Genomic DNA, 19,744 nt, shown 5'->3' on the forward strand with positions numbered 1-19,744 from the left:
CGAATCGGGGGGTATGCACGTGCGATTCGACCGCGACACCTGTATCGGGATGTTCCAGTGCGTTGCCGAGTGGGACGCCTTCGAGGAGAACAAAGACGAGGGAAAGGCCGATTTGGCCGACGCTGAGGAGGTCGAACCGAGCGTTTTCGAACGCGAGATCCCGGAGGACGCCGAATTCGACGCGAAGTTCGCGGCGAGGGTCTGCCCGGTCGACGCGATCGAGATCTACGACGACGGCGACCGGATCGTGTGACCGTCGGATTGAAGACATTAGACGAAACGATTATATGGGTCGATACTGTCGTCTCTACGCGACGGTGTACCACGATGTCTGATAACGACAGTCTCGACGCCCGCCGACTCCGCGAGTGGGCATCGCTGACGGGCGATCGACTGCCGGAAAAATATGGCGTCGCCGGCCCCGAACTCGACGGCGAGTAGTCCTCGCGCTCGGTTAGCTGATCTTTCGGTACTGCTCCGTGAGCTTCTCGGCCGCCTCGTCCATCAGTTCGGTCTCGTACGCGTCGAGATCCCACTCGACGACCTCCTCGACGCCCCCGGAACCGAGCTTGACCGGCACGCCGAAGGCGGTGTCCTCGTAGCCGAACTCGCCGTCGAGGACGATCGATCCTGGAAGCACCTCGCCGGTGTCGCGCAGCACCGCCTCGACCATGTGGGCGACGCCGGTCGCTGGGCCCCACTGGGTCGCGCCCTTCCGCTCGATGACGTCCATCGCTGACTCTTGGAGGTCACCGAGGATCTCCGCTTTCCCGTCGTCGGTGAACTCGGGATCGGTTCCGTCGACGCGGACCTTCGAGAAGACGGGCACCTGCGCGTCGCCGTGCTCGCCGAGGATGGTCGCCTCGACGTTTCTGACGGGGACGTCGAAGCGTTCCGAGAGGACGTATCGGAACCGAGCCGAATCGAGTCGGCCGCCGAAACCGATGACCGAGTGGCGGTCGCGGTCGCTCGATTCGTAGAGATGTCGGTTCAACAGGTCGACTGGGTTCGAGGTCGTGATCGAGACGTAGTCGTCGTTGTACTCGTCGATCGACGAGCCGATGTCCTCCATGATCGGCGCGTTGTCACCCGCGAGATCGATCCGGGTCTGTCCCGGCTGGCGTGGGATCCCGGCGGTGATGACGACGACGTCAGAGCCGGCGGTGTCCTCGTACTCTCCCTGTCGAATCTTCGTGTTGGCGTCGTAGGCGACCCCGTGGTTCGTGTCGGCGGCTTGCCCGATGGTCGTCTCCCGCTGGTCCGGAATGTCGACGAACACCAACTCGTCGGCGATGTCGCGCAATGCGATATTGTAGCCGGCAGCGGCGCCGACGGTCCCCGCGGCTCCGATAATGCTAACCTTCGTCATAACCGTTCGAAAGGGGGTGTGGAAGCCGATTAACTCTTGTCCTTCTTCGTTGGGTGCCTGTTCGTTCTAACCCCGCGGCAGCGGCCCAAAACGAGCCATTTTCGCCTTCCGTCGAACTGCCTCACGTCAACCGGCGTACGTGGGAACGGCTTCGCCACTGCGACCTCACTCAACCACGAACCGTTCAGACGAGCGCCGCAACCGACAGCATTTCACGCTCGCGCCCCCTTCGGCCGACAATGACCGACGACATCGTCGTCCGAGGTGCCTCCGAGCACAACCTGAAGGACATCGACGTGTCCATCCCGCGCGAGGAGTTCACCGTCGTCACCGGCCTCTCCGGATCGGGCAAATCATCGCTCGCGTTCGAGACCGTCTACGCCGAGGGCCAGCGGCGCTACATCGAGTCGCTCAGCGCCTACGCCCGGAACTTCCTCGGGCAGATGGACAAACCGCAGGTCGAGACGGTCGAGGGCCTCTCGCCCGCGATTTCGATCGACCAGAAGAACGCCGCCAACAATCCCCGATCGACGGTCGGGACCGTCACCGAACTCCACGATTACCTCCGCTTGCTGTACGCTCGCGTCGGCACGCCACACTGTCCCGAGTGCGGGCGAGAGGTCGGCGAACAGAGCGCCCAGCAGATGGTCCGTCGTCTGCTCGAACTTCCCGAAGGGACCCGCGCGAAGCTCTGTGCGCCCGTCATCCGCGACCAGAAGGGTGCCTTCGAGGACCGCTTCGACGAGTTCGTCGGTGAGGGGTACACCCGCGTCGAGGTCGACGGCGAGGAGTTCGACCTCTCGATCGACCGCCCGGATCTCGACGAGAACTACGACCACACCGTCGACATCGTCGTCGACCGCGTGAAACTGACCGACGACGCCCGCTCGCGGATCACCGACTCGGTCGAGACCGCCCTCGACGAGGCCGACGGCGTCCTGAAGATCATCTTTCCGGATCCGCCCGAAGACGCCGACATCGGTTCGGAGACGCGAAGCACCGGCGATCTCGCGGGGGACGGTGACGACCGACTCGTCGTCGAGTTCTCCGAGGAACTCGCGTGTACGCACTGTGGGATCGATCTCCCCGAGATCGAGACCCGGTCGTTCTCGTTCAACTCCCCGCACGGAGCCTGTCCCGACTGCGAGGGGATCGGCGAGACGAAGGAGGTCGACGAGGACCTCGTCGTTCGCGACCCCGACAAGCCGATCAAGGACGTCTTCGAGCCGTGGAGCTACAACCGCTCGTACTATCGGACCCGCCTCGACAGCGTGGCCGCACACTTCGACGTGAGCGTCGAGACGCCCTTCTCGGAACTCGATTCGGACGTCCAGCGGCAGTTCCTCTACGGCACTGAGCGGGAGGTCGTCTTCGAGCGGCGGACGAAAAACGGCACCCGGCGGAAGCAAAAGCGCTTCGAGGGCGTCGTCCCGAACCTCGACCGCCGGTACCTCGAGACCGACTCCGAGAGCACGCGCGAGCACATCGAGGACTACATGGCGACGACGACGTGCCCGTCCTGCGAGGGGACACGGCTGAAGCCCGAATCGCGGGCCGTCCTCGTCGCCGGCACGTCGATCACCGAGGCCAACCGATTGTCGATCGGCGACGCCCTCGACCACTTCGAGGATCTGAACGCCGATCTCGACGAGCGCGAACGGACGATCGCCGAGGAGATCATCAAGGAGATCCGCGCCCGACTCGGCTTCATGGACGAGGTTGGCCTCGAGTACCTGACGCTGGACCGCGAGGCGTCGACGTTGTCAGGCGGCGAGAGCCAACGGATCCGGCTCGCGACGCAGGTCGGCTCCGGTCTCGTCGGCGTGCTCTACGTGCTCGACGAACCGTCGATCGGGCTCCACCAGCGCGACAACGACAAACTGCTCGACACCCTCGAAGGGCTCCGGGATCTCGGCAACACGCTCGTGGTCGTCGAGCACGACGAGGAGACGATGTGGCGCGCCGACACCGTCATCGACATGGGCCCCGGTCCCGGCAAGCGCGGTGGCGAGGTCGTCGCCAACGGGAGCGTCGAGGATGTCATCGACGCCGACGGGTCGATCACCGGCGCGTATCTCTCGGGCGAGCGCACAATCTCGGTTCCCGAGACGCGCCGCGACCCCGATGGCTATCTCACCGTCCGCGGGGCGCGCCAGCACAACCTCGCCGATGTCGACGTCTCCTTCCCGCTCGGGTGTTTCACCGCAATCACCGGCGTCTCCGGCTCCGGCAAGTCGACGCTGTTGCACGAGATCCTCTACAAGGGGCTGGTCCGCCGGATGAACGACACGGACGTGTTCCCCGGCGAGCACGACACCATCGAGGGGATCGACGAGATTGAGACCGTCCGCCTCATCGATCAGTCACCGATCGGCCGGACGCCCCGCTCGAACCCCGCGACGTACACGAACGTCTTCGATCACGTCCGCGAGCTGTTCGCCGAGACGAAGCTCTCGAAACAGCGCGGCTACGAGAGGGGCCGATTCTCGTTCAACGTCAAGGGCGGGCGGTGTGAGTCCTGCGGCGGGCAGGGGACCGTCAAGATCGACATGAACTTCCTCTCGGACGTGTACGTCCCTTGCGAGGAGTGCGACGGGGCGCGCTACAACGACGAAACGCTCGAAGTCACCTACAAGGGCGCGACGATCTCGGACGTGCTCGACATGGAGGTCGACGAGGCTCACGAGTTCTTCGAGGGACACAGCGGCATCCGTCGCCGGCTCGAACTCCTCCGGGACGTCGGCTTGGGGTACATGCGGCTCGGCCAGCCGTCGACGACGCTCTCGGGCGGAGAGGCCCAGCGGATCAAACTCGCCGAGGAGCTCGGCAAGCGTGACACCGGAGAGACGCTGTACCTGCTGGACGAGCCGACGACCGGCCTCCACAGCGAGGACGAGCGCAAACTCATCGACGTGTTGCACCGACTCACCGACGACGGCAACACGGTCATCGTCGTCGAACACGAACTCGACCTCGTGAAGAACGCCGACCACATCGTCGACCTCGGCCCCGAGGGCGGCGAGGGCGGCGGCGAGATCGTCGCCGAGGGGACGCCCGAGGCGATCGCGGAGGTCGACGCCTCACACACCGGGCGGTATCTCCGTGATCACCTGCCGGCAGTCGAGATCGAGGGACCACGCGCCGGCGGTCGCCGAGCCGCGGGCGACGACTGATACTCGATCACGTATCGTCGCCGTCGCTTTTCGATCAGATCCAGTGACCGAGGACGTGTACCGCGCCGACGACCGCCGCACCGCCGATGGCGCTTCTCGCACCGATCGGCGGGGCCGGGAACAACCCGAGTGGGCCGGAGCGCTCCTCGGGCTCGTCGGACGGCGTTTTCGTCGTGTCGTCCACGGGCGTGGCGGTCGTCCTGTTCATCCCTGACGACGACTCGTCTTCGCCCCCGTCGGTGTCGGTTCCGCCGGCATCGACCGATCGGTCGCCCTCGACGAGGAGCCGCCCGGACGCCTCGTCGTCGTTCGTCGAAACCGTGTACGTGTACTCGCCGGGATCGAGCGACGCCGTCTCGTCGTCGAAATCGATCGTCGCGCTCTCGTTCCCGTCGAGCTCGACCGACCGGTTGCCGACCCGGTCGCCGTCGATCGCGAGTTCGACAGTCCCTTCCTCGGTCATGTATCCGCGATTTTCGACGGTCGCGGTGATGGCTTCGAGGGATCCGCCCGACTCGACGCTGACGTTGTCGGGGACCTCCGCGATCTCATAGTTCACCAGCGGTTCGCGTTCGCCGATGACGATCGCGTCGCGCTTGTCGACGAGCCGTTGGTCCGCGTAGAACTCCGCTTTGACGGTCTCGCCGGGGTCGAGCGCCGACAGGTCGTGCGTCACGTTGAACGTCCCGTCGGCTCCGATCTCGACGTCCTTGATCGCGCTTCGCGCGCGCGCCCCCGAAAGGAGCTGGACCGTCACGTCGGTCCCGGGCGCGAGATTCGTCCGTCCGGTCAGCGTTCCGTTCTCCGAGTGTCGAAGGATCGGTCGTCGTTGGCCGTCGACGCGATCGTACTCCACGGACGGTGTCTCGATCGTGACCACTCTCGTTTCGGTGTCGTTGCCCGCGTCCGCGTCGGCGTACGGGAAGTGCGGTGGCGCGCCGTTCGGATCGACCGCGTCGTGGTCGACCGTCCCGAACCAGTTCACCTTCCCGGTCGAGTCGTAGCCGAACTCGAAGCGGAGTTCGTCGCCGGGCATCGGCTCGCGGTCGAACGCCGCCATTCCCCGCGTGTCCACGACGAGGTAGTAGCGATCGTACGACGGGCTCCCGTCGTTCCCGTTCGCTGGCGTGGGTACGAGATACAGCTCACCGTCGGTCGCGCCGTCGATATCCAGCACGGCGGCGGGTTCGTTTTGTCCCGGATTGGTCTGCTCGCCATCGATACGGAGGCCGTCCGGGAACTCCAAAAGCGTCGTGAGCGTTTGCGGATCGAGACCGGGGCCGTTCGACCCCAGTCGTTCGTCCAGCCACGAGACGAGGCCGGTCAGTCCGCGCGCCTCGATCTCGAAGACGAGCCGATCGCCCTTGGCGACCGTCTTGCGCTCGGTCAACTGGCTCGTCAACTCCTCGTCGATCGCGTCCGAGTCGTCGATGTCGTTCGCGCTCCCCTCCGGGGCGACGTACGTCGTGACGTTTTCGAACCCATCGGTGTCCGTAATGTGCAGGTTCGATCGGGCCACCGGGCGTTCGAAGTCCGGCACGCCGTCGTCGCGGACGACGACCGAGCCGCCGACGCCGGCGACGAGCCGGTATCGTCCCGGCTGTAACGGTCGGGGGAGCGCCCCAACGCCAATCGCCGATCTGAACGCGTCGAGGTCGTCGGCGTCGCCCTCGAACGTCACGTCGTCGAAGGCCTCGTCCTCGGGCGCGTGCAGGTAGCTCGTCACCGATCCCCCTTCGGCGAGGTAAACCTCCTCGCTCGGCACGTTCGTCCCGAGCAGTCGGGTGTTAACGCGAATCGTCGTATCGCCCTCGACGTGGAGGACGTCGAAGTAGTTCTCCAGAACGCTCCCCCCGCGTTCCTCGTCACCGCCGACGATGACGTACGCCTCCCCGGTGTCTTCGAGGCTGACGTCGATTTCGACGATGCCGCCCGCCCCCGTCTCGAACACGTCGCTGCCGAACTCGACGCTCACGTCGCGCTCCTCGACGGCGACCGATGCGCCGTCACGCGCGTTCGTGTCGGTCGCCGCGAACTCGAAGCCGTAGGTGGCGGCCGGAACCGGCTCGAAGGTCACCGGGATCGAATCGCCCGACTCGACGCCCTCGACTCGGATCGTCGTCTCCGAGCCCTCGATCCGCTCGACGTTCGGATTCGCCTCGCCGTCGAAGACGTCGAACAGCTCGGCCGCGTCCAGTTCCGCCGACGTGACGTTCACGTCGAAGGCCGTCGTCCGAAGTGGGGACTCGATCGTCACGTCCGTGTCGGCCCCGTCGCCGACCGCGTCGACCGCGTCGTCGGCCGGCGTCGCCGCCAACCGGTGCGATTGGACGCGGAACGCGTTCGCCTCGACAGTGGCGATCTCGTCTCCGTGGACGACGTACCAGCCGTCGTCGAGCGGTTCGGCTCCGGTGTCGATCGTTCCGGAGCCGCCGGTCGAATCGACCGATTCGATCGGCTCCCCGAGCGCGCCGTCGTCGGGATCGAACCCGTACAGCGTGTACGCCGTGTCGGGGTCGAGGTTCCTCACCGTCACGGTTTGATTTTGGAAGACGAACTCTGTCGACGGCGGGAATCGCTCCTCGCCGTCCACCTCGTAGGCGAGTCGCGCGAGAGTGAGCGTCGCGTTCGCCTCGGCGGTTCCGTTCGAGTCGGTCACTTCGACGCCGGCCTCGTAGATCGCCCCGTCGACCGACGACTCGATGGGGTGTTCGAGCCTGAACTCGATCGTCGCGTCGAGGTCGATCTCCGTCTTCGAGTCGTCGTCGATCTCGAACGTCGTCTCCGTTCCGTCGGTCTCGACCGACCCGACTACCTCCACGCCGTCGGTTCGGATCTCCACGTTCGGATCGTCACCGATCGCTTCGGCGCTCCATCCGGATAGCTCGACGGTCACCGTCGCGGGACCGTCGGTCGTGTTGATGCCGGTCGCCTCGACCGCGACCGTGTGGTCGTCCTCGATACCGACCCGGGACTCGTCGTCCGCGATGGTCACGTTATCGACCGTCGGTCCGTCCGCGGCGACCGGCGTCCCGACGAGCGCGATGCCCAGTAGGACGAACGCGGCCACCGCGACGAGGTGGACGCTCCGCCGGCATGGAGGGCTGACGCGGATCCCGAATGCTCGGGCGGGCGAATCGTTCGACATACGACCGTCTACGGCGACGTTCTTCGCGATCCCTTATCAACCGTTGGCGGGAATCAGTTTCCGATGCTGAGTCAGACCGGAGCTTGATATATACTCCCCGGGTACGTCCCGGCGATTACCGATGCCGTCGTGCCGGAACTGCGGAACCGAGCTTACGGAGTCTGCCCGCTTCTGTCCGAGCTGTGCCACCCCACAGACCGAGGAAGCGAGCCGGCGGCTCTCTCAGTTCATCGACGAGCGAGCGCAGCAGTTGGTCGATAGCGGCGGATCGGCAACCGGCGGATCGGCCGACGACCTCCGCCACCGGGTCCAGTACGCCCTCGGCTATCTCGGCGTGGTCGTCGGGTTATCGACGCTGTTGGCGGGCGCGGGGGTGTTCTTCGTGCTCGCGGGGCTATTCGTCCTCCCGCCGGTCCAGACGCTCATCGAATCGCGTTTGGGTCGACCGATTGGTCCTCGACCGACCGCCGCAGCGACGGCCGCGCTCTGTGTCGTCGGCGCGGTGGCGTTCGTCGCGGTCTGACCCAATGCGAATCACCACTCTTGACGTGCTGGCGATGGTGCTCGGTGTCGTTGCTGTCGTCTTCTCCGGGTTCGTCCTCGCGCACTCGGCGTGGGGCGGCGTGGCGCTGTTGGTCGGGGGTGCGCTCGCGCTCTCGATTGCACCGCTTCGAGCGCGGATTCCAGCTGTCGCGCCCGTGGTTTGGCTCTGCTTTTTGGTGCTCCTCTCGACCGGCGTCGCGGGATTTCTGGTCGGATTCGGCGTCTTCGATTCGCCGAGCGTCGAACACGAGTGGGACGCAACGCTGCACGACGCCGACACCGCGGACGCGACCGTCGTCGTCACGGGGACCGCTGCGAACGTCGGCGACGGCCCGGCGGAGCGCGTTACGATCGACGTAACGCTGTACGACGGGGGCGGTCAGTCGCTGGACTCGGCGGACGTTCGACTGACGAGACTTCGTGCCGGCGCGAGCCAGCAGTTCTTCGTCCGGTTCGGGCCGGATCGGGAGCTGTCGGCGTTCGAGGAGGCCGGCGTGAAACTGACTGTCGGGCCGTGAGCTGCGCGCCTCGGTACGGTAACTCCATCCCCGATACGGCCTCCAAACTTATTCCACTGGCCCATGAGTGGGCGGTATGGAACTCGTCGATATCGGATTGGTGCTTGCGGGACTGGTGTTGGTGTTCTTCGGCGCGGCGCTGTCGGTGTACGCGACCGCCCTACTCGGCTTTCTCATCGGTGTCGGCGGCGGGTACGTCATGGCCCCGCAACTGGTGGGCGCGTTCGGTACCGGCGGCGTGGTCGCGTTCGCGGCCGCGATCGTCGTCGGCGGGGCGTTGGGGGCCGCGCTCGCGTACGTCGCGCTCTCGTTTGCGACGGCGATCCCGGCGTTCGTCGTCGGCGCGTACATCGGGTTGTACGTCATCACGCCGATCTTCACCGACGGTGGCCTCGTTCGGTACCTCGTGATGATCGCCGCCGGGTTCGTCGCCGCGGCGATCGGCTTCACGCTCACCAAGTTCGCGCTGATGTTCATCACCGCGTTCGTTGGCGCGGCGTTCGCCTCGGGTGCGGTGACGCTCGCGAACCTGACCGCCGTCCGGGACAGCTTCTCGCTCGATCCGATCCTCTTCGATCCGCTCGGGTCGACGCCGCTTCTCGGTGTCGAGGTGCCGCTGTTCGGCGCGATGTTCGTCCTCGGCGTCCTCTCGCAGATCGGCCTGTTCAAACTCGGCTGGGTCGCGCGACTGGCGACCATCATCCCCGGCGTCGGTCGGGTGTTCGGCGACGGGAACGGCGAGTAGTCGGCGCGGCCGAGTCGGCGTCCCGCGACGGGCGTATGTTTATAACTGCTTTATAAACACTCTCGCGGAAGTACCCGGTTCTTTCATATACCGTTCCGGTTCGAACGTCCGCTGTCATCCGCTACCGCTCTGGATGTTGTGTATATACGGTTGCACAGCGTTTCTTTATATACGGTCGAGTGTACTCGACCGCCCGGTCCAACGGACCGCCCCACCGCCTCCCCAACCGATTGCGCTGCTCGCTCGCGCCCTGCGGTCGCGACGCTGCGCTGCTCATCCCTTGCGCGAGGGCTCGCAGCCGGCTCTCACGGTCTTCGAGCCCGGCCGCCGAGCGCGCGCCGCCGCGGTCGGCGTCAGTCCCCTTCGCCGTCGGTACTGCCACGCTGCCCGAGTTTATTTATCGGCTCCCGGTCCGGCGATCGCACCCGATTTATACGCACGTCCCCGTTGCGGTGGATATTTGACCGCTGGACACCCCCTTGGAACCATGTACGACGTCGTCGTCGTGGGGGCGGGACCGGCCGGCTCGCGCTTTGCGCGCTCGGCCGCCGAACGAGGGTGGGACGTGCTCGCGCTCGAATCCGGCGAGATCGGGCTCCCGCTCGCCTGCTCGGGCCACGTCAGCCTCGACGTCTGGGAGTTCGTCCCCGAGTCGGCCCGCGCCGAACTCCTGCAAAACGAGATCTACGGCGCGCGGTTTCACCTCGGCGGGGCCGACAGCCCCGCCCACCCATTTTATAAAGACGAGGTTGTCTCGAACGCGATCGACCGGGTGGAACTCGACCGGACGCTCGCCGACTGCGCCCGCGAGGCCGGGGCCGACGTTCGCGCGGGCCACACCGTCACCCGAATCGAGGAGTTCGCCGACCGCGTCGAGGTCCGGGCGAACGGCCCCGACGGCGTCGAGACGTTCACGGCTCGGCTGGTCTGTGGTGCCGACGGCCCGCGCTCGAAGGTCCGAACCGCGGTCGGGCTGCCGGAGCCCGAGGAACTGCTCCACGGCGTGTTGGGTTTCTCCGACGAGGTCGACGACGACGACTTCGTGGACGTTCACCTGACCGTGCCACGATTTTTCGCGTGGCGCATCCCTCGACAGGAGGCCGGCGTCGAGTACGGCCTCGCCGTCGCGCCGGGCGACGACGCACCTGGGCGGTTCGAGGCGCTCGTCGACGATTACGGCGTCGAGATCGACCGCCGCTGTTCGGGGGCGATCCCGATCGGGCCGCCCGACCGGACGGTCGGCCGACGGAGCTTCCTCGTCGGCGACGCGGCGGGACAGACGAAACCGTTCACCGGCGGCGGCATCCTCTACGGGATGCGCGCCGCTGACGTCGCGGCCCGGGAGATCGATCCCGAGCGCCCCGCGTCGCTCCACGCGTACGAACACGCGTGGCGCTCGGAACTGGGCGGCGAGCAGACCCTCGGGGCGGCCATTCGGGCAGGGTATTCGCTCCCGCGACCGATCCAGCGTGCGGGGATGCGGGCGCTCTCGGGGGAGATCGGCGTTCACATGGACCGACCGACCTCGCTGTTCTCGCGGGCGCAGCTCCGGGCGATGCTGTCGTGGGACTGATCTCCCCCGGCCCCCTGAGGACGGTATGACGCGTTCCACGAACGGGCCGTTTCGGGTGCTCCCGGGACGGGCCGACGACGAGTGGCTCCTGCTCGACGTGGCGTCGGCGGATCCCGCGTATCTCCCTCGGGCGTCGCTGCCGAACGTCTCGGTCGGCAACCGAATCGCGGGCGAACTCGCCTGGGACGGCGAGGAGCCGGCGCTCGTCGACGCGACCGTCGAGACGGACACCCGGTTTCGGTTCCGCCGCACGGACGAGCCGATCTTCGAGGCCGCTCGAACCTGTTTCGAAACCGCCCGCGCCGAGGGCGAGGCGATGAACTCCCGTGTGACCTACGGCACCGATCGGAACCCCAACGGCGTCGTTTACACGTTCGCCGACGGTCCCGGCAGCCCCGACCTCTTTTCGGCGTTCCGCGGCGGCCACAAACCGCTCGATCCGCTGGTCGCCCGCGCCGCCGAGGGGGCCGACCCGCCCTTCTCGGTGTGGATCCTCGCTCCCCACGAGCCGTTTGTCGCCGTGTACATCGTCCTCGATCCGGACGGGCTGTTGGAGCGGACGATGGCCGACACGTACGACTGACGTACGTTAGCTGTTAATTCACGAAATTGGTATATTCTTTCTAATGTTAAAATAATTTTATATAATCGTGGTCGGTATGGGTACCATACCATCATGAGAGCAGATCCATGCCCGTGAAAGAGCGACTCAACTCGGAGAAGGACGTGCTTACGCAGCTCACCGGCGTCACCGGCATCGGCTGGACGACCTCGATACTCGGCTATCTGGGGACGCTGATCGGATACGGAAACAACCTGGTGTTGCGGCTCGGCGACCCGCGCTCCCTCCTGTATCTCGGGATCGGATTCTTCCTCGCGACGCTCGGGTTGGATCGACTCAGAGACGCCTGATTGCGCGGTGAGGAGTGACCACTGCCAAATATATAAACTATAGATACATTTTTCCCATTTTACTTTTACTCTGGTCCTATCGGTCTCTCACCCGTCCACGCCCAGCGCCGACCGCAACGCCTCGGCCGCGTCGTCGATGGCCACCTTCCCCTCGTCGAGGTATTCGTACAGGCTCACGAACGCGTGAATCTGTGCTTCGTAGTGGAGATAGTCCGTCTCGACGCCGGCCTCGTCGAGCCGCTCGGCGTACGCCTCGCCCTCGTCTCGCAGGGGGTCGTAGCCGGCTGTCATCACCGTCGCCGAGGGGAGCCCCGAGAGGTCGCGCGCGCGGAGGGGGAACGCGTAGTGGTTGCCGATATCGGCGGCGTTGCGGTACTGGTCGTAGTACCACTCGACGCTGTCCATCTCGAGGAAGTAGTCGGTCCCGTTCTCGTCGTAGGCGTCGAACCATCGGAGCGAGGGCGGATTGACCGCCGGATAGACGAGCAACTGGTGGGCGAGATCGGGGCCGTCGCGGTCCCGCGCCGCGATCGCGATGGCCGCCGCGTGGTTCCCGCCGGCGCTGTCGCCGCCGACGGCGACGCGCTCGGGGTCGCCTCCGAGATCAGCCGCGTGCGTCGCCGCCCACTCCGTCGCCGCGTAGCTGTCCTCGAAGCCGGTCGGGAATGGGTGTTCGGGGGCCAACCGGTAGTCGATGGAGACAACGATCGTTTCTGCGCGGTTCGCCAGCCGGCGACAGAGCCCGTCGTAGGCGTCGAGCGAACCGCGGACCCAGCCGCCGCCGTGGATGAACGCGAGCACCGGATCCGGTCCGTCTTCCGTTTCGGGTGCGTAGATGCGAAGCGGGATCGGACCGTTCGGGCCCCCGATCTCGATGTCGGTGACTTCTTCGACCGGTTCCGGGTCGGCGACGGTGAACAGTTCGTCGAGCAGTTCCCGACCCGTTTCGACCGACAGCGTCGAGGAAGGCGGCGAAATCCCGGATTCGAGCTGGTCGAGCAGCGCGGCGGCCTGGGGATCGAGCCCCTTGTCTCGTGGTGGCATATCTCGCGACAACGGGACGGGGGATGTTAGTCCCACCGTCCCGGCGGCTTTATGCTGTCCCGAAGCGCCCCTCCGAGCATGCACGAGGTGTTCGAGAACACCGTCCGGTTCGAAGAAACTGACGCCCAGGGAATCGTCTTCTACGGCAACTACGCGACCTACCAGGACGAGTCGTTCAACGAGTACATGGAGGCGATCGGCTTCCCGTTCGACGCGGTGGACGAGCGCGAGTGGGACGCCCACGTCGTCGACGTGGCGTTGCGCTACCGCAAGCCGGCGACGTTCCGAGACCGGCTCACGAACTCGCTCCGGGTGACCCGAATCGGGGACTCGAGCATCGAGTTCGCCTACGAGTGCCGCAACGCCGACGGCGAGCTGCTCGCCGACGGCTCCGTGACGCACGTCGTGGTCGACGAGTCCGGATCGCCGATGCGCGTCCCCGACGAGCTTCGGAACGCGATCGTCGCCTTTCAGGACGAGCCGCCGGAGCTGTCCTGACCGCTCTCCGAATCGCCCGGACGACCGCGTCGGCAGGTTCTTTTTCGCGGCGGTCCTCCGGCCGCACATGGGGTCGTCACCGGCGGTCGTCGAACGGCTCGAACGCAACCTGATGAGCCTCGGCATCTACGTGGAGCGACACGCCCGCGAGTCGGAGACGATCCACGTCGAGTACGAAACGGCCGCCGGGCTGACGAACGGCGATCTCGGCAACGTCTGCTCTGAGCTCCGCGACACCCACGAGGCGGGCTGGAAGCCGCGCGACTGTCGCTTTTGGGTCTTCGACACCGACGGCGGATTCGTCGGCCAGTGGGCGGTTCGGGCGGGCTGGCTCCGCGCGCTCGATCGCGAAAATCTCTCGGAGACCGACTTCTCGACGCTCGTGCTCTCGACGCGGGAGCCGGCCGACGACCCGCCCGCGGCGGTGCCGGCGTTCGGCGAAGGGACCGATTAGCCGCCGATATCGAACCGATCGGAACGCGGTTTGCCGTTTGGCAAAGACACTATTATTGTCCGTCGCACTCGATCGGGAACCGTATGAGCCACACAGACTGGGTCGCAGCGCAGGATTCGGTCCGCGTCGAAACGGAGTTCCACGAGTTCGACGTCGCCTACCGGGAGGAGGGGACGGGCGACTCGGCGACGCTGTTCGTCCACGGGATCCCCACCTGGGGGTATCTGTTCAGAGACGTCTACACGGCCGCCGATCACGCTCTGGTTCCGGACCTGGCGGGGTACGGCTACACCGAACATGTCGGCCCCGGTGGCTACGATCGGTCGATTCGCGCCCAGGAGGAACTGCTCGTGGGCTTTCTCGACGAACTCGGCCACGAGTCGGTCCAAGTCGTCGCCCACGACATCGGTGCCGGGGCGGCGCTGCGGCTGGCGACCCACCACCCCGACCGCGTCGAGAAACTCGTGCTCTCGAACGCCGCGTGTTACGACAACTGGCCGGTGCCGTTCATTCACGGCCAGGGCCAACCCGACGAGGCGCGCGACGTGACGAGAGAGGAGCTCGACGAGACGTTTCAGTTCGTCTTCGGCGAGGGCACCGTCGACGACGAGAACGAGGCGTTCATCGCGGGGATGAAAGCCCCCTTCCTCGAACGCGACCGCGAGCTGCAGGCGTTCGCGCGCAACGCCGTCTCCACGAACACCAATCACACGCTCGAGGTCGCTCACGCGATCCCCGAGATCGACGTTCCGACCCTGCTGTTGTGGGGCGGTGACGACGTGCTCGTCTCGACGACGTGGGCCGACCGGCTCGCTGGGGATCTTCCGAACGCGGAGAAGGAGTACCTCGATGAGGCCTACCACTGGGTAATGCAGGACCGGCCCGAGGCGTACCGAGCGGCGCTCGAAAGATTCTTCGACTGACCGGCGCGTCCCGGTCGGCAACCTTTTCACCGCTCCAGGCGTCGGTTCGCCGGAAATGGTCGGCCCCGTCGTCCTGCAAGCCGGCGTCGAGATCCCGCCGCTGACGACCGCGATACTCCTCGTCTTCGCCATCGTCGCCGTCGCGCTCGTGCTCTTCGTGATCGAGCCGATCCCGATCGACATCACCGCGATCGGGGTCATGGTCGCGCTCATCGTCCTGCCGGGCACGGGAATCGACGCGGCCGAGGGCGTCGGCGGCTTCGCCAGCTCGGCGACGATCACGGTGCTCGCGATGTTTATCCTGAGCGAGGGAATCCGCCAGTCAGGGCTCGTCAACATCATCGCGGTCAGGATCGCTGACCGTTTCGGCGACAGCCCGTTCAAACAGCTGCTCGCCGTGCTCGGACTCTCCGGCGGGGCGGCCGGCTTCATCAACAACACGCCGGTCGTCGCGATCATGATCCCGATGGTGAACACGATCTCGAAGAAGACCGGCGTCTCCCCCTCGAAGCTACTCATGCCGATCTCCTTCGCGGCGATGCTCGGCGGGATGTTGACGCTCATCGGCACGTCGACAAACATCCTCGCCTCGGACGTGTCGGGCCGGCTCATCGGCCGGACGTTCTCGATGTTCGAATTCACCCAACTCGGCCTCGTCGTTCTCGTGACCGGGGTCGTCTACATGGCGACGGTCGGTCGGTATCTCGTCCCCGAGCGGATCTCGACGGGCGACGAACTCGTCGAGGATTTCGATATGGCGGAGTACCTCACCGAAGTCGTCGTCCGCGATGACTCGCCGTTGGTGGGTGAGACAGTCGAACAGAGCCTCGAAGCGGTCGATCTCGACGTCGACATCGTCCAGCTCGTCCGCGGCCGATCGGTGTTCTCGGAACCGCTCGCGCGAAAGGAGATCCGCGCCGGCGACATCTTCGTGTTGCGAGCCGATCGGGAGACGCTCTTGGAGCTGATAGACACCGAGGGGCTTGACCTCGCCCCCGACGCAGGCGTCACGGACGAGCGCCTCGAAGTGGAGTCCGACGACGTCGAGCAGGCGGTCGAACAGAGCCTCGTCGAGGTCGTCATCTCGCCGGAAACGTCGCTGGTCGGCGAGACGCTCGAGACGTTGAACTTCAGAACCCGCTACGACGCCACCGTCCTCGCCATCCGGCGGGGCGGGCAGATCATTCACGCACGGATGGACGAACGGCGGCTTCGCGGCGGTGACACGCTTTTGATCCAGGCGACCGAGGAGACGATTCAGCGGTTCGGTACCGACCGAAACTTCATCCTCGCGCGCGAACTCACGCGACCGGACTTCCGGACGACCCGGATTCCGATCGCCCTCGGGATCGTCGCTGGGGTCATCGCCCTCGCCGCCCTCGACATCGTGCCAATCCTCGTGAGCGCGCTCGGCGGCGTGGTCGCGATGGTCGCGACCGGGTGCGTCGAACCGAACGAGGTCTACTCCTCGGTCGATTGGAGCGTGATCTTCCTGCTCGCCGGGCTGATTCCGCTCGGCGTGGCGATGGAGCGAACGGGCGCCGCAGAGTGGCTCGCCAGCGTCGTCGTCCTCGCCGGGAGCGGGCTCTCGCCGATCGCCTTCTTGGCGCTGTTTTATCTGTTTACCGCTCTCGTCACGAACGTCGTCAGCAACAACGCGAGCGTCGTGTTGATGATCCCTGTGGCGGTCGACGCCGCTCAGGCGATCGGGGCCGACCCGTTCCCGTTCGTCCTCGCGGTGACGTTCGCCGCCTCGACGGCGTTGATGACGCCGATCGGCTACCAGACGAACCTGATGGTGTACGCCCCCGGCGGCTACACGTTCACCGACTTCTTCCGGGTCGGCGCGCCGCTGCAACTGCTGTTGACCGTCGTGACGACGCTCGGGATCGCGGCCATCTGGGGGGTCTGAGATGCGCGACGCCGTCCGCGACCGACTGCTGGACGCCCACCGTCCCGTCCTCGAGCGCGCGCTCTCGTGTGCGGACGCGGTCGCCGCCGGGTGGGACGGCGAGACGACGACCGACCGGGACGCCGTCGTCGACCCGTATCGAACGACGCTCGCGCGGGCCGATCTCCTCGAACCGCTCGTCGGGGCGCTCGCCGATGCCGTCGCGGCCGCCGGCGGCGACCTCGCGGCCCGTCCGGTCCCCGACGTTCCCTACCTGGCGGTCACGAGCCGCGGCGTCGTGTTGCGCGCGCCCATCGAGTCGGGGCGGCTCGTCGTCACGCTCGCCGCCTTCGAGATCGACCCGTATCGTCGCGGCCCGGCCTTGCCGGACGCGCTGACGGTCGAGCATCGCCATTCCCCGTGAGCGCCGCCGCTCACCCCGACAGCGGCGATGCCCGCGCTCGAAGCGCCGGCAGGTACCGCGTTTCGAGCGCGTGCCAGACGACGATCACCGAGGGTAGAATGAGGATCGACGCGAGGTACGCGTACAGCACGCCCAACGCGAGCAGCAGGCCGAAGTCCGCGATCAGCGGGATGATGGCCAGATACAGCACGCCGAGTCCGCAGACCGTCGTCAGCATGCTTCCGGTGAGGGCCCCGCCGGTCCCCTGCGCCGTCACGCGGAGCGCGTCATAGAGCTCCTCGCCCGCCTCGAACTCGTCGACGAACCGGTGCATGAAGTGGACGGTGTAGTCGACGCCCAGCCCGATCGACACCGAGAGGATCGGCGCGTTGAACGGCGTCAGCGGGATCTCGAAGTACCGCATCGAGCCGGCGAGCACCCCGACGGTGATCAACACCGGGACGAGGTTGATGACGCCGTAGACGGCCCGCCCCTCGAGCCACCAATAGGAGATCATGAGAAACGACGCCGTGAGCAGGAAGGCGGCGATGAGGCTGTTGATCGCCGACTCGGTGATCCGGTTGATGACGACCTGGTTGACGACGAGGTCGCCCGTCGGCACCGCGTCGAGGCGCATGTCCTCGGCGACCTGCCTCGCGGCGAGCGTCGCCTCTGTCTGGTCAGCGTCCACGTCGAGTTGGTACTCGATGCGGGTCGCGCTCCGGTCCTCGGTCAGCGAGTTGCGGGCCCGATCGCCGGCCGAGGAGGCCAGAAGCTCCTCGTACACCTCGTCGACGTTTCGATCCGGAATCCCATTGCCGGTCGTGTCGTAGCGCTCGACGGTTCGCTCGAACTCCGGATCGGCTGCTGCCTGCGACTGCATGACGCCGACGACGCTCGTCGCCTCCGCCCGGCGATCCTCGCTCTCGAACGCCGGCGGCGGATCCTGCAGCGCGCGATCGATATCTTCGAGCGCCACATCTGATCTGACGTCCCGGTCCTCGATGTACAGCGTGACCGTGCCGACGAACCCCTGCTCGAAGTCCTCCTCGAGGTAGTCGAGGACGGCCATGAACGTGTACTCCGAGGGGGCGAACGGTTCGGGGAGCGCCTGTAGCTGGTCGATCCGGTCCTCGTTCGGGAAGAACGCCTCCTGTGAGAACTCCGTGTCGACGCCGCTCCCGTACGCGCCGCCGGCCGCCCCGATGGCGAGCGCTGCCACGAGGACGACCGCGGGCATCGCACGCGCCGCGGTGACCCCGACCGGGAGGATCGACCCGAGTATCGATCCCTCCCGACCCAGCGCGCTCGTCCCGAAGTCCGGAAACCGCGTTTCCGCCCGAACTCCGTCGAAAGCGATCTTTCCGGCCGGCAGGAAGACGCCAAAGATGAGGAAGGTGAAGACTATGCCGACCGCCGCCACGATCCCGAAGTCCTGCAGTTGGCTCAGCGTGCTCGTGAGGTTTGCCGCAAAGCCAATCACCGTCGTGAGCGTGACGATGAGCAGCGCCGTCGAGAGCTGTCGCGTCGTGATCCGCATCGCGTCGGCGATGTCGCTCCCGCTGTCGCGCTCCTCGCGATACCGGTTGATGATGTGGATGCCGAAGTCGATTCCGACGGCCAAGAGCAACGGGAAGACGGTAACGAGCGAGTCCGAGAACGGAATGCCGGCGTAACCCATGAATCCGAACGTCCACACGAGCGTCATGAGCAGGGCGATCACGCCCAACCCGAGGTCGATCGGGTCGCGGTAGGCGACCACGAGAAAAAAGGTGATGAGCAGCAGCGCCGCCGGAAAGACGAGAATCGCGGTGTCGGTGAGCAGTTGATTGACCTCCTGTTCGATGATCGCGTCGCCGAAGACGACGACGTTCTCGCCGGACCCGTAGCCGTCGATCCCGGTGACGATGTCGACCGTTCGGAACTGGAGACTGGCGCGGTCGTCCGCGTCGGCGAGCGGCGGCGTGTCGTAGCTGACGGCCAGTTGTGCGACCGATGCGGAGCCGTCGGCCGGGTTGTAGTCGGTGCTCACCGGGATTCCGACGGCCTCGTCGGCGTCGGCGAGCGCGCCGCGGATCCGTCGCTCGGAGGCCCCTTCGAGCACCCGACGCTGTTCCTCCGCCGTCGTCGCCGTCGGGTCGAGCTGTTGGGCCGCGAGCGACGCCGGGCTCGTCGTCGAACTGACCCGGAGCGTGTCGTGCGTTTCGAGCCGGTACTGTGCCTCGATCATCCGCAGGAGGCTCGGCTTCGAGAGGACGTTTGACTCCTCTAAAAAGAGGTTCGCGCTGGAGCCGCCGCTCGCCCGTCCCCCTCCGTCGAAGTTCTCCTGCATGTCCTCGAGCGCCTCGGACTCCTCGAGGTTCTCGGTGAACTGGTCGGTGCCGGCCTGCTGTCCCCCGCCGCCACCGATCCCGCCGGCGAAGATGGCCGTGAGAACGAGAAACGCGAGGATGACCGTCTTCGGGCGGTCGATGATGAGCGGGTTGACGCGTCTCGTGAGCGGGTCGGATCGTGCTCGTTCCGCCGGCTCAGTGTCCCGGTCGGTCATCG

At 66.4% G+C, this 19,744-nt stretch carries 18 protein-coding genes; 13 read left to right on the top strand and 5 right to left on the bottom strand.

Features of this window, described 5'->3' with window-relative positions; all coding sequences use genetic code 11:
• Positions 1-13 precede the first annotated feature (13 nt).
• Positions 14-253 carry a ferredoxin gene (locus DM868_RS13305; RefSeq protein WP_137277323.1) on the top strand — a complete coding sequence of 80 codons (240 nt, stop codon included), beginning with the start codon at positions 14-16 and terminating at the stop codon, positions 251-253.
• A 201-nt stretch (positions 254-454) separates the two neighbouring features.
• Here DM868_RS13305 and mdh read toward each other — a convergent pair whose 3' ends face one another.
• Positions 455-1,369 carry a malate dehydrogenase gene (mdh, locus tag DM868_RS13310; RefSeq protein ID WP_137277324.1) on the bottom strand — a complete coding sequence of 305 codons (915 nt, stop codon included), beginning with the start codon at positions 1,367-1,369 and terminating at the stop codon, positions 455-457.
• Positions 1,370-1,608: 239 nt separating this feature from the next.
• On the opposite strand from mdh, the gene uvrA reads away from it, so the two are divergent.
• The gene (gene uvrA, locus DM868_RS13315) at positions 1,609-4,542 is read left to right on the top strand and encodes an excinuclease ABC subunit UvrA (RefSeq protein ID WP_137277325.1); all 2,934 of its coding nucleotides are present in this window, start codon (positions 1,609-1,611) and stop codon (positions 4,540-4,542) included.
• A 34-nt stretch (positions 4,543-4,576) separates the two neighbouring features.
• Here uvrA and DM868_RS13320 read toward each other — a convergent pair whose 3' ends face one another.
• Positions 4,577-7,690, bottom strand: coding sequence for a BGTF surface domain-containing protein (locus tag DM868_RS13320; protein WP_137277326.1), 3,114 nt, complete (start codon positions 7,688-7,690; stop codon positions 4,577-4,579).
• Positions 7,691-7,811: 121 nt separating this feature from the next.
• On the opposite strand from DM868_RS13320, the gene DM868_RS13325 reads away from it, so the two are divergent.
• The 3 genes from DM868_RS13325 to DM868_RS13335 all read left to right on the top strand — a co-directional run bounded on the left by DM868_RS13325 (position 7,812) and on the right by DM868_RS13335 (position 9,496).
• Positions 7,812-8,213 carry a zinc ribbon domain-containing protein gene (locus tag DM868_RS13325; protein WP_137277327.1) on the top strand — a complete coding sequence of 134 codons (402 nt, stop codon included), beginning with the start codon at positions 7,812-7,814 and terminating at the stop codon, positions 8,211-8,213.
• A gap of 4 nt (positions 8,214-8,217) precedes the next feature.
• Positions 8,218-8,751, top strand: a complete 534-nt coding sequence (locus DM868_RS13330; protein ID WP_137277328.1) for an FxLYD domain-containing protein — start codon at positions 8,218-8,220, stop codon at positions 8,749-8,751.
• A 76-nt stretch (positions 8,752-8,827) separates the two neighbouring features.
• On the top strand, positions 8,828-9,496 hold the full coding sequence (locus tag DM868_RS13335) for a TMEM198/TM7SF3 family protein (RefSeq protein WP_137277329.1): 669 nt from the start codon (positions 8,828-8,830) through the stop codon (positions 9,494-9,496).
• A gap of 121 nt (positions 9,497-9,617) precedes the next feature.
• Here the strand turns inward: DM868_RS13335 and DM868_RS13340 are convergent, their stop codons facing one another.
• Positions 9,618-9,878, bottom strand: a complete 261-nt coding sequence (locus tag DM868_RS13340) for a hypothetical protein (protein WP_137277330.1) — start codon at positions 9,876-9,878, stop codon at positions 9,618-9,620.
• Positions 9,879-9,983: 105 nt separating this feature from the next.
• Here DM868_RS13340 and DM868_RS13345 point away from each other — a divergent pair, with 105 nt between their 5' ends.
• From DM868_RS13345 to DM868_RS13355, 3 genes are all read left to right on the top strand, one after another.
• Positions 9,984-11,069 (top strand): geranylgeranyl reductase family protein, encoded by a 1,086-nt coding sequence (locus DM868_RS13345; RefSeq protein ID WP_137277331.1) that lies wholly within the window; start codon positions 9,984-9,986, stop codon positions 11,067-11,069.
• Positions 11,070-11,094: 25 nt separating this feature from the next.
• Positions 11,095-11,652 carry a DUF6663 family protein gene (locus DM868_RS13350; RefSeq protein ID WP_137277332.1) on the top strand — a complete coding sequence of 186 codons (558 nt, stop codon included), beginning with the start codon at positions 11,095-11,097 and terminating at the stop codon, positions 11,650-11,652.
• 107 nt (positions 11,653-11,759) lie between these two features.
• A complete protein-coding gene (locus DM868_RS13355; RefSeq protein ID WP_137277333.1) occupies positions 11,760-11,981 on the top strand; it encodes a hypothetical protein in 222 nt (73 codons plus the stop codon).
• Between the two features lie 87 nt (positions 11,982-12,068).
• Here DM868_RS13355 and DM868_RS13360 read toward each other — a convergent pair whose 3' ends face one another.
• Entirely contained in the window at positions 12,069-13,025 is a 957-nt protein-coding gene (locus DM868_RS13360; protein ID WP_137277334.1) for an alpha/beta hydrolase, read from the bottom strand.
• A 78-nt stretch (positions 13,026-13,103) separates the two neighbouring features.
• On the opposite strand from DM868_RS13360, the gene DM868_RS13365 reads away from it, so the two are divergent.
• The 5 genes from DM868_RS13365 (at position 13,104) to DM868_RS13385 (ending at position 17,215) form a co-directional block, all read left to right on the top strand.
• Positions 13,104-13,523 carry an acyl-CoA thioesterase gene (locus DM868_RS13365; RefSeq protein WP_222845551.1) on the top strand — a complete coding sequence of 140 codons (420 nt, stop codon included), beginning with the start codon at positions 13,104-13,106 and terminating at the stop codon, positions 13,521-13,523.
• 67 nt (positions 13,524-13,590) lie between these two features.
• A complete protein-coding gene (locus DM868_RS13370; RefSeq protein WP_137277336.1) occupies positions 13,591-13,977 on the top strand; it encodes a hypothetical protein in 387 nt (128 codons plus the stop codon).
• A gap of 83 nt (positions 13,978-14,060) precedes the next feature.
• Positions 14,061-14,900, top strand: a complete 840-nt coding sequence (locus DM868_RS13375; protein WP_137277337.1) for an alpha/beta fold hydrolase — start codon at positions 14,061-14,063, stop codon at positions 14,898-14,900.
• A 55-nt stretch (positions 14,901-14,955) separates the two neighbouring features.
• On the top strand, positions 14,956-16,812 hold the full coding sequence (locus DM868_RS13380; RefSeq protein ID WP_394347536.1) for an SLC13 family permease: 1,857 nt from the start codon (positions 14,956-14,958) through the stop codon (positions 16,810-16,812).
• Between the two features lies 1 nt (position 16,813).
• Positions 16,814-17,215, top strand: coding sequence for a hypothetical protein (locus DM868_RS13385; protein ID WP_137277338.1), 402 nt, complete (start codon positions 16,814-16,816; stop codon positions 17,213-17,215).
• Between the two features lie 10 nt (positions 17,216-17,225).
• Here the strand turns inward: DM868_RS13385 and DM868_RS13390 are convergent, their stop codons facing one another.
• Entirely contained in the window at positions 17,226-19,742 is a 2,517-nt protein-coding gene (locus tag DM868_RS13390) for an efflux RND transporter permease subunit (protein WP_137277339.1), read from the bottom strand.
• Positions 19,743-19,744 lie beyond the last annotated feature (2 nt).

The sequence above is a fragment of the Natronomonas salsuginis genome (assembly GCF_005239135.1).
GTDB classification, from domain to species: Archaea; Halobacteriota; Halobacteria; order Halobacteriales; family Haloarculaceae; genus Natronomonas; species Natronomonas salsuginis.

Excerpts from the sequence above, each read along its gene's own strand:
- DM868_RS13355 (WP_137277333.1), top strand. The coding sequence starts at position 11,760 with ATGCCCGTGAAAGAGCGACTCAACTCGGAGAAGGACGTGCTTACGCAG.
- DM868_RS13375 (WP_137277337.1), top strand. The coding sequence starts at position 14,061 with ATGAGCCACACAGACTGGGTCGCAGCGCAGGATTCGGTCCGCGTCGAA.
- DM868_RS13330 (WP_137277328.1), top strand. The coding sequence starts at position 8,218 with ATGCGAATCACCACTCTTGACGTGCTGGCGATGGTGCTCGGTGTCGTT.
- DM868_RS13335 (WP_137277329.1), top strand. The coding sequence starts at position 8,828 with ATGGAACTCGTCGATATCGGATTGGTGCTTGCGGGACTGGTGTTGGTG.
- uvrA (WP_137277325.1), top strand. The coding sequence starts at position 1,609 with ATGACCGACGACATCGTCGTCCGAGGTGCCTCCGAGCACAACCTGAAG.
- DM868_RS13350 (WP_137277332.1), top strand. The coding sequence starts at position 11,095 with ATGACGCGTTCCACGAACGGGCCGTTTCGGGTGCTCCCGGGACGGGCC.
- DM868_RS13320 (WP_137277326.1), bottom strand. The coding sequence starts at position 7,690 with ATGTCGAACGATTCGCCCGCCCGAGCATTCGGGATCCGCGTCAGCCCT.
- DM868_RS13325 (WP_137277327.1), top strand. The coding sequence starts at position 7,812 with ATGCCGTCGTGCCGGAACTGCGGAACCGAGCTTACGGAGTCTGCCCGC.
- DM868_RS13390 (WP_137277339.1), bottom strand. The coding sequence starts at position 19,742 with ATGACCGACCGGGACACTGAGCCGGCGGAACGAGCACGATCCGACCCG.
- DM868_RS13345 (WP_137277331.1), top strand. The coding sequence starts at position 9,984 with ATGTACGACGTCGTCGTCGTGGGGGCGGGACCGGCCGGCTCGCGCTTT.
- DM868_RS13370 (WP_137277336.1), top strand. The coding sequence starts at position 13,591 with ATGGGGTCGTCACCGGCGGTCGTCGAACGGCTCGAACGCAACCTGATG.
- DM868_RS13380 (WP_394347536.1), top strand. The coding sequence starts at position 14,956 with ATGGTCGGCCCCGTCGTCCTGCAAGCCGGCGTCGAGATCCCGCCGCTG.
- DM868_RS13365 (WP_222845551.1), top strand. The coding sequence starts at position 13,104 with ATGCACGAGGTGTTCGAGAACACCGTCCGGTTCGAAGAAACTGACGCC.
- DM868_RS13360 (WP_137277334.1), bottom strand. The coding sequence starts at position 13,025 with ATGCCACCACGAGACAAGGGGCTCGATCCCCAGGCCGCCGCGCTGCTC.
- DM868_RS13385 (WP_137277338.1), top strand. The coding sequence starts at position 16,814 with ATGCGCGACGCCGTCCGCGACCGACTGCTGGACGCCCACCGTCCCGTC.
- DM868_RS13305 (WP_137277323.1), top strand. The coding sequence starts at position 14 with ATGCACGTGCGATTCGACCGCGACACCTGTATCGGGATGTTCCAGTGC.
- mdh (WP_137277324.1), bottom strand. The coding sequence starts at position 1,369 with ATGACGAAGGTTAGCATTATCGGAGCCGCGGGGACCGTCGGCGCCGCT.